This is a genomic window from Herbaspirillum sp. B65, assembly GCF_000333555.1.
GTDB classification, from domain to species: domain Bacteria; phylum Pseudomonadota; class Gammaproteobacteria; order Burkholderiales; family Burkholderiaceae_D; genus Herbaspirillum; species Herbaspirillum rubrisubalbicans.
Genome location: NZ_BADI01000037.1, coordinates 1 through 7,698, shown reverse-complemented (window position 1 = coordinate 7,698; position 7,698 = coordinate 1). Strand labels below are relative to the sequence as shown.

At 60.8% G+C, this 7,698-nt stretch carries 8 protein-coding genes and 1 pseudogene; 1 reads left to right on the top strand and 8 read right to left on the bottom strand.

All coding sequences use genetic code 11. From position 1 onward, the window contains the following. The coding region (locus tag I5W_RS00775; RefSeq protein WP_044527825.1) for a GGDEF domain-containing protein at positions 1 to 700 on the top strand (700 nt) is incomplete at its 5' end. Between the two features lie 64 nt (positions 701 to 764). On the opposite strand, the gene I5W_RS00770 is transcribed toward I5W_RS00775, so the two are convergent. From I5W_RS00770 to I5W_RS00735, 8 genes and pseudogenes are all read right to left on the bottom strand, one after another. Next, positions 765 to 1,247, bottom strand: a complete 483-nt coding sequence (locus I5W_RS00770) for a hypothetical protein (RefSeq protein WP_231739044.1) — start codon at positions 1,245 to 1,247, stop codon at positions 765 to 767. A gap of 200 nt (positions 1,248 to 1,447) precedes the next feature. Beyond that, positions 1,448 to 2,308: a CDP-diacylglycerol--serine O-phosphatidyltransferase gene (pssA, locus tag I5W_RS00765; protein ID WP_017450645.1), complete on the bottom strand. Its 861-nt coding sequence runs from the start codon at positions 2,306 to 2,308 to the stop codon at positions 1,448 to 1,450. 93 nt (positions 2,309 to 2,401) lie between these two features. Next, positions 2,402 to 3,046, bottom strand: coding sequence for a phosphatidylserine decarboxylase (locus tag I5W_RS00760; RefSeq protein ID WP_017450644.1), 645 nt, complete (start codon positions 3,044 to 3,046; stop codon positions 2,402 to 2,404). A 188-nt stretch (positions 3,047 to 3,234) separates the two neighbouring features. Next, on the bottom strand, positions 3,235 to 3,765 hold the full coding sequence (locus tag I5W_RS00755) for a hypothetical protein (RefSeq protein ID WP_044527823.1): 531 nt from the start codon (positions 3,763 to 3,765) through the stop codon (positions 3,235 to 3,237). Positions 3,766 to 3,886: 121 nt separating this feature from the next. Continuing rightward, entirely contained in the window at positions 3,887 to 4,681 is a 795-nt protein-coding gene (locus I5W_RS00750; RefSeq protein WP_044527822.1) for an SIMPL domain-containing protein, read from the bottom strand. Between the two features lie 223 nt (positions 4,682 to 4,904). Then, positions 4,905 to 5,921: a ketol-acid reductoisomerase gene (ilvC, locus tag I5W_RS00745; RefSeq protein WP_013233748.1), complete on the bottom strand. Its 1,017-nt coding sequence runs from the start codon at positions 5,919 to 5,921 to the stop codon at positions 4,905 to 4,907. Between the two features lie 73 nt (positions 5,922 to 5,994). Then, positions 5,995 to 6,484, bottom strand: a pseudogene (gene ilvN, locus I5W_RS00740) (acetolactate synthase small subunit). Position 6,485: 1 nt separating this feature from the next. Next, a partial coding sequence (locus I5W_RS00735) for a thiamine pyrophosphate-dependent enzyme (protein ID WP_044527821.1) occupies positions 6,486 to 7,698 on the bottom strand: 1,213 nt, incomplete at its 5' end.

The window sequence follows — 7,698 nt, the reverse complement described above, 5'->3', positions numbered from 1 at the left end:
CGCATTTCACGAGCAGTTGATCGAACTATGGAACGGCAACCTGCTCCATCATCGGGAGGTGGTGAATTATTCGCTCAGCGGCGAAGCCCTGCACGTCCACCTGCAGTTCTCGGTCTTTCCCGGACACGAGGACAACTGGGACCTGGTGCTGGTGGCGCTGACCGACATCACCGCCCGCAAGAAGGCCGAGGCCTACCTGGAATTCCTGGGCAAGCACGATGAACTGACCAAGCTGCACAACCGCGCCTACATGGTGGAGGAACTGAACCGCCTGGAGCGCAAGGGGCCGTTCCCGGTCAGCGTGATCGTGGCCGACCTGAACGGCTTGAAGGAAGTCAACGACGAACTGGGCCACGCCACCGGCGACGGCTTGCTGCGCCGCGTGGGCGAGGTGCTGGCCAAGGCGGTCGAACGCCCCGGCAGCGTGGCGCGCACCGGGGGTGACGAATTCGCCATTCTGTTGCCGGCCACCGATGAACGCGGCTGCCAGGTCTTGATGGAACAGATCGAGAAACTGGTGGAAGTGAACAATCAGTACTACTCGGGAATGCCCTTGAGCCTGTCCATGGGCGCTGCCACCGCGGCTCCGGGCGAGCGCCTGGAACAGGTGGTACAACGTGCCGATAGCCTCATGTATGAAGCCAAGCACCACTATTACGCCACCACGCCGGGCCAGGATCCGCGCCACGTGATCGACTGATCACACCAACAAACGGGGCACTGATGGCCCCGTGTTGTGCTTCAGAAAAAAGGAAGCCACCCGCTCAGGCCATGGTCGAGATCAGGCCACCCACCACGTTCTGGTTGACGATGTCCTGGACGATGGAACCGGTCAGGTCGGGATTGGACTTGAGCATCAAGGACAGCGGCGAGCTCAACGATTGGCCGCTGAAGATGCCGGAGCCGTCATAGATACCGGAGTTGGGAGAAGACGAGGAAATACTGCCCAGCACACCCTGGTAATAGGATTGCGTCGCCTCGGTCTGGGTGCTGTCCGGGGTGGTCACGGGGGTGCCGGCATTGACAAAGCTATTGAACAGGCCAGCGGCATTGTAGGTCAGCCCGGCATTGCTGGCCGTGCCGCCACCCAGGGTGACGATCACCGAGGCATCGGTGGACAACGCCACCGCCTGGGCCAGGGCCTCAGGATTGTCGGTCGGCTTGACCGGGTTGCTCGGGACGATGCCGGCGGGCAGGCCGTAAGGGTCCGAACTACCGATGGATGTCAATGAAGTATCGATGGCCATGTTCATGCCGCCAATGCGGGATATGCAGGAAAAAGCTGCTACCTACCGATTCTAGGCAACTCTAGGGCCATCGGCAAGGCAGAGCATTGCAAAACGCCCCACTGTTTCCTTCAGTTACACTTTTCGATATCTGAATAAAAACACCCGGCCTGAGCCGGGTGTATCTTGACATCCATTTCTTGCATTACGAGAAGATCTGCTCAATGGGGCGCATCGCCATGTTCATCCTCGGTCTGCACGATGCTGACCGGCTTGCCCTTGATGCGGCGCCAGATATAGACGGCATAGCCGGACAGGCCATACAGCACGAACAGCCCGAACAAGACCTTGGAGGGATCGCTGGAGATCAGCACCAGCGCCACCACCACCAGCAGGGCCGCGATGAAGGGCACCGGCTTGCGGAAGTTGACATCCTTGAAGCTGTAGAACGGCACATTGGTCACCATGGTGATGCCGGCGTAAAGGGTGATGACCCAGCCGTACCAGCTCAGGTCGGTGCCGGCAAAGCGCAGGTCATCCATCAACCAGACGAAGCCGGCCACCAGGGCGGCAGCGGCCGGGCTGGGCAAGCCTTGGAAGTAGCGCTTGTCGACCACGGCGATGTTGGTGTTGAAGCGGGCCAGGCGCAGCGCGCCACCGGCACAATAGACGAAGGCCGCCAGCCAGCCCAGCTTGCCCATGCCGCGCAGCGACCATTCATAGACCACCAAGGCCGGCGCGGCGCCGAAGGAGACCATGTCGGACAGGCTGTCGTACTGGGCACCGAATTCGCTCTGGGTATTGGTCATGCGGGCCACGCGGCCATCCAGGCTGTCCAGCACCATGGCCACGAAGATGGCGATGGAGGCGTAGTCGAACTTGAGGTTCATGGCCATGACGATGGCGTAGAAGCCGCAGAACAGCGCGGCCGTCGTGAAGGCGTTGGGCAACAGGTAGATGCCGCGCGAGCGCCGCCGCGTCACTACCTGCCCGGCGTCGTCCAGTTGCGCCGCCTTGGGCTTGCGCAGGGATTTCGGGAAGGGAATGCCGGGCTTGGCCTTGCGTCGTCGGAATGTGGGCATCGATGTCTATGAGTGAGGAGGACGGAAATGATGGTCTGCTGCGGGCTAGAGCGGTAACGCCGGAACATCACCGATGAAGCCTTCAGGGTGGGATCAGAGTTCGGCCAGAATGGTTTCGGTGGCACTGACCTTTTCACCCACGCTGACCTTGGGGGTGGCCGTCAGCGGCAGGTAGACGTCCACCCGCGAACCGAAGCGGATGAAACCGTAGCGCTGACCACGGGCCAGGGTGTCGCCGGCTTTCACATAGCACAGGATACGGCGGGCGATGAGGCCGGCCACCTGCACGCAGGTCACGCTGTGACCGCTGGTGGTGGTGATGGCCAGGGCGTTGCGCTCGTTTTCCAGCGAGGCCTTGTCGAGGTCGGCATTGACGAACTTGCCGGGGAAGTACTGCACCTTCTCGATCTTGCCATCCACCGGAGCGCGGTTGGAGTGGACGTTGAAGACGTTCATGAAGACGCTGATCTTCAGAGCTTCACGGTCGGTATAGGGATCATGGGCACGGGCCACCACCACGATGCGACCATCGGCCGGCGACAGCACGGCATTGGCGGCTTGCGGAATTACGCGCGGCGGGTCGCGGAAGAATTGCAGCACGAACAGCGCGATGATCCACAGCGGGAAGGACCAGGCGCCGCAGAAATAGGTTGCCAGCGCTGCCACGACCACGGCGATGGTCAGGAAGGGCCAGCCTTCGCGGGCGATGATGGGGTGGGGATAGTGGTTATTGTTCAATGTTGCTCCAGGGATCGCGCAATGCTCGCGGAAAGTTCAAAAGTAAAAGCGTGCCTATTCTAGTCCAGCGCCCGTTAAATGCAATGAAATGCGCCGCCACCGGGGCGGTGGCGCTGCATTGCAGGGCAACGGGAAGAATATCCAAGCGCTGGGCCAGTGGCTACCGGCACCAGTAGACAGGTAACGGATCAGCGCGGCTGTGGACGCGAGAAACTGAGCTTGAGTTCGTTGCGCGCCAGGCCATTGGGACCGGTCAATTGCATCTGCCCGATCAGAATCGTCACTTCGGCATCAGCGTAGTCCAGACCGGTCACTTCGGTCACTTGGCGCAGGTCGCCCTGGCGGCGCTCCTGGGGTTCGTCGGCGATGATGCCGGGCGGCTCCTTGGCCAGCGGTGCACAAGCCTTCACCTCATTGACCATGCGCTGGTAGGCGCGGCCCATGTCGGCCGGCGTGGCATAGCGCCAGATGCAGGTGTAGACCGAGGAATTGCTGGTGATGGCACAGCTCTGGGCGCCATCGAGCATGAAGTTGGAGAGATAGATCGGGCCCTGTCTGTCGCCCTTCATGACCGAATCCGGGCCATCCTTCTTCCAGCCGTCGAAGTGCGATTGCGACTGCTGGTGGATGGCGCGCAGGTCGGCGCAGATGTCGGCATGGGCCGTGCTGGCTACCAGTGCGGTGAAGAGCGGCAGGAGCAGCTTGGTGAAGGTCCGCATGATGAGATGATTTTCTTGAAACGGAAAGGGAGGCCGATTATAGCCTCCCTCCCCTGCCAACCCGAGCGGGTTGACGATTCTTGATATGAACTGTGCGACGCGAACAGTCCGGTATGTTCGCTTACTTGAAGCGCACCTTGCCCACCAGGCGCATGTTCACGGTGGATTCACCCGGCTCGAAGCTGGGCTCGGCCACCGTCGTGCTTTCCTGCATCATGTCGGCACGCATGGCCTTGGCCATCATCGGGGCGGGAGCCGGCGCGGCGTAGTTGCCGGAACCTTCGAAGTCCACGGTCTCGATCACTGCATCCGACGGGGCGCGATGCATGGCATTGGCGATGAAGCCGATGCGCTCTTCCAGGTTACGATAGGTGGCATTGACCAAGGTCGCATCCAGCTTCTTGGCGGCCGCCGGGCTCAAGCCAAATTGCAGGCCATTGAGGCTCATCAGGGCCTGGGCAGAGGAGACGGTCCTGGGCAGCGCGGCCAGGTTCTCGGTGGTCATCTCCAGATACTGGCCGACGCGCCATCCCACCACCTGACGTGCCTTGGCCGGCTGGCGAGGTTGCTGCGGCGCGACTTGCGGAGGGTCGGCATAGACCGCGTAGGTGTAATAGCCATAGCTCTTCAGGGCGGCCTGCGGGTCCTGGCGCTTGAGCAGCTCGATGCCCTGCTTCATCTTCTGGTTCACACGGGAGGCGGCGGCAGCCTTGTCCTTGTCCTGCTCTTCGACTTGCAGGGTGACCCGTGCCTGGTCGTTCGGCACGCTGATCTCGCCATTGGCTGGCACCACGACCATGGTGCCGGTGGTCGGGACCGGGGCCGGCGCGGTCATGGCGGTCTGCGTCTGCGCCTGGGCGGCAACACAGGCAGTGGCCAGCACGGCACCCAGCATCAGTTTGCGGGAAGGTGTCATAAGGAATCCTCTTTGTTCTTGGTCAGTGACGGGGGTGATGATAGCTTCATATCGAAAGCATCTACCCGGCACTTCGACGACCAGCGTCAAGGATTGGTTCTTGGCCAAGTGCAACAAGGCGTAACACAATGACAATTCAAGCACCCTCCCCTTGCTCACGGACAAAAAAAAAACGCCACGGCGAACCGTGGCGTTTTCCTGGACTGCTGCTGGAAGCGGCAGATCAGTTCTTGCTCTGATCGACCAGCTTGTTGGCCTTGATCCAGGGCATCATGGCGCGCAGCTTCTCGCCCACGATTTCGATCTGGTGTTCGGCGTTGATACGACGACGCGACATCAGGGTCGGTGCACCGGCCTTGTTTTCCAGGATGAAGCTCTTGGCGTATTCGCCGGTCTGGATGTCTTCCAGCACCTTCTTCATGGCGGCCTTGCTCTCGGCGTTGATCACGCGCGGGCCCGTCACGTACTCGCCGTATTCGGCGTTGTTGGAGATCGAGTAGTTCATGTTGGCGATGCCGCCTTCATAGATCAGGTCGACGATGAGCTTGAGTTCGTGCAGGCACTCGAAGTAAGCCATTTCGGGGGCGTAGCCAGCTTCGACCAGGGTTTCGAAACCAGCCTTGATCAGTTCCACGGTACCGCCGCACAGCACGGCTTGTTCGCCGAACAGGTCGGTTTCGGTTTCTTCGCGGAAGTTGGTTTCGATGATGCCGGCACGACCGCCGCCGTTGGCGGTGGCGTACGACAGGGCCAGGTCACGGGCCGAGCCGGACTTGTCCTGGTGCACGGCGATCAGGTGCGGCACGCCGCCACCCTGGCTGTAGGTCGAACGCACGGTGTGGCCGGGGGCCTTGGGGGCGATCATGATGATGTCCAGGTCGGCGCGCGGCACGACTTGGCCATAGTGGATGTTGAAGCCGTGCGCGAAGGCCACGGTGGCGCCTTGCTTGGCGAACGGTGCGACGTTTTCGGCATAGACCTGGCCGATGTTTTCGTCGGGCAGCAGGATCATGATGACGTCGGCGTCCTTGACCGCTTCGTTGACTTCAGCGACCTTCAGGCCGGCTTGTTCAGCCTTGTTCCACGATGCGCCGCCCTTGCGCAGGCCGACGGTGACCTTGACGCCGGAATCCTTCAGGTTCAGGGCGTGGGCGTGGCCTTGCGAACCGTAACCGATGATGGTCACGTTCTTGTTCTTGATCAGGGACAGGTCTGCGTCTTTGTCGTAGAAAACTTTCATGATTTTTTCCTATGTTCCGAGTAACTCGAATTTGAATGTATGTGTGTGTGATGCGTACTGCTGGCGCGGTCGATCAGATCTTCAGGATCCGTTCGCCACGGCCGATGCCGGAGCCGCCGGTACGGACCGTTCCAGGATCGCGGTGCGATCCAGGGCGTCGATGAAAGCGTCCAGCTTGCTCTTGGGGCCGGTCAGCTCGATCGTATAGGTCTTTTCGGTGACGTCGATAATGCGGCCCGGAAGATATCCGCAGTGCGTTTTATCTCTTTCACGTTCCTGCCCACGGCGCGCACCTTGATCAGCATCAGTTCGCGCTCGATGTGCGCGCCTTCGGTCAGATCGACGACCTTGACCACCTCGATCAGGCGGTTCAGGTGTTTGGTGATCTGTTCGATCACATCGTCCGAACCCGAGGTCACGATGGTCATGCGCGACAGGGTCGAGTCTTCGGTGGGGGCAACGGTGAGCGTTTCGATGTTGTAGCCGCGTGCGGAGAACAGGCCCACGACACGGGACAATGCGCCGGCTTCGTTTTCCAGCAGCACAGAAATGATATGGCGCATGTTAGAGATCCTCCGAACCCAGCAACATTTCAGTCAAGCCCTTGCCCGCCTTGACCATCGGCCAGACGTTTTCGGTTTGATCCGTAATGAAGTTCATGAAGACCAGTCTGTCCTTCATGGCGAAGGCTTCGCGCAGCGCGCCATCGACATCGCCCGGTTTCTCGATTTTCATGCCGACGTGGCCGTAGGACTCCGCCAGCTTGTTGAAGTCCGGCAGCGAATCCATGTAGGACTCGGAATAGCGCGAACCATAGTCGATCTGCTGCCACTGGCGCACCATGCCCAGGAAGCGGTTGTTCAACAGGATGATCTTGGGCGTCAGGTGATACTGCTTGCAGGTCGCCAGCTCCTGGATGCACATCTGGATCGAGGCTTCGCCGGTGATGCAGGCCACCGTTGCATCAGGGTTGGCCATCTGCACGCCCATGGCGTAAGGCAGACCCACGCCCATGGTGCCCAGGCCACCGGAATTGATCCAGCGGCGCGGCTTGTCGAAACCGTAGTATTGCGCGGCCCACATCTGGTGCTGACCGACGTCGGAGGTGATGAAGGCATCGCCCTTGGTCACTTCCCACACCTTCTGCACCACCGATTGCGGCTTGATGAATTCATCGGAGGTGGCGAACTTGAGGCAATCGCGTTTGCGCCATTCGTTGATCTGCTTCCACCAGGCATCCAGCGCCGCGCCGTTCTGGCGAGTTTCGGCCGCATCCAGTTGCGCCAGCAGTTCCTGCAGCACGTCCTTGACGTTGCCCACGATGGGGATATCGACCTTGACGCGCTTGGAAATCGACGATGGGTCGATATCGATATGAATGATCTTGCGCGCGTGCGAAGCGAAGTGCTTGGGGTTGCCGATCACACGGTCATCGAAGCGCGCACCGATGGCGATCAACACGTCGCAGTGCTGCATAGCCATGTTGGCCTCAAAGGTACCGTGCATCCCGGGCATCCCCACGAACTTGTCGCTGGAGGAACGATAGGCCCCCAAGCCCATCAGGGTATTGGTACAGGGATAGCCCAGGCGATCGACCAGCTTGTTGAGCTCGGGCGCGGCATTGGCCAGGATGATGCCGCCACCGGTATAGATCATCGGACGCTCGGCCGTCAGCAGCAGCTGCAGCGCCTTGCGGATCTGGCCCGAGTGGCCCTTGTCGACCGGCTTGTAGGAACGCATTTCCACCGCCTTCGGATACTCGTAGGCGCAGGTATGC